The sequence below is a fragment of the Elstera litoralis genome (genome assembly GCF_000963705.1).
GTDB lineage: Bacteria > Pseudomonadota > Alphaproteobacteria > Elsterales > Elsteraceae > Elstera > Elstera litoralis.
The window spans coordinates 1-867 of the sequence record NZ_LAJY01001003.1 but is presented as its reverse complement, the minus strand read 5'-3'; the positions used below and the strand labels follow the sequence as shown (position 1 = coordinate 867).

The window sequence follows — 867 nt, the reverse complement described above, 5'->3', positions numbered from 1 at the left end:
GGATCTGCTTGGGCATCGACCGGGTCTTTCAGCGGGCGCAATCACAGAAAAGGCGGGGAGAGCCCGCCTTTTCGACTGAAACGGTGTGGGTTTTTACCAAACCGGCAGCAGGGCCCCATCGAAGCGGGTTTTGATGAAGCTGCGGATGGCTTCATCCTGATAGGCTTTCACGACGCGGCGATAGAGGGGATTATCCTTATCCTTTTCGCGCGCGGCGATGACGTTGCCGTAGGGATTATCCTTCGTGGTTTCGATGGCAATCGAATCGCGGCCCGGCTTTAGGTTGGCCTGCAGCGCGTAATTGGTATTGATGACAGCGGCATCGAGATCATCGAGGCTGCGCGCGAGTTGCGCCGCGTCGATTTCGCGGAATTTCAGCTTTTTCGGATTGTCGGTTACGTCGATGACGCGCGGCAGAATGCCTACGCCCTCCTTCAACTTAATGAGCCCATGCTGCGCCAGCAGCAGCAGGCCACGCCCGCCATTGCTGGGATCGTTGGGGATGCCGACCTGCGCGCTGTCCTTCAGTTCGGCCAAGGCTTTGACTTTCTTGGAATAGAGCCCGATGGGGGAAACCACCGTGTCGGCGATAGCGGTAATCTTATAGCCCTTGGTCTTGACCTGATTTTCCAGGAACGGCTTATGCTGGAAGGCGTTAAGGTCCAAATCGCCCGCGTCCAGCGCGGCATTCGGCAGCAGGTAATCGTTGAAGACGATCACTTGCACATCGATACCGTCTCTGGCTGCAACCTTTTGACTTCCTGCCAAATGATCTCGCCATCGCCGCCGGAAAAAAACGCCGACTTTCACCTTATCGGCAGCCAAGGCGACGTTTGGGGCGAGCAGGGCGGCGGCCAGCGCCGTCGC

Annotated in this window: 1 protein-coding gene; it reads right to left on the bottom strand. The window is 57.9% G+C overall.

Annotated features, from left to right (window positions below; genetic code table 11):
• Positions 1–93: 93 nt before the first annotated feature.
• The coding region (locus VZ95_RS21170; RefSeq protein WP_198148483.1) for a MetQ/NlpA family ABC transporter substrate-binding protein at positions 94–867 on the bottom strand (774 nt) is incomplete at its 5' end.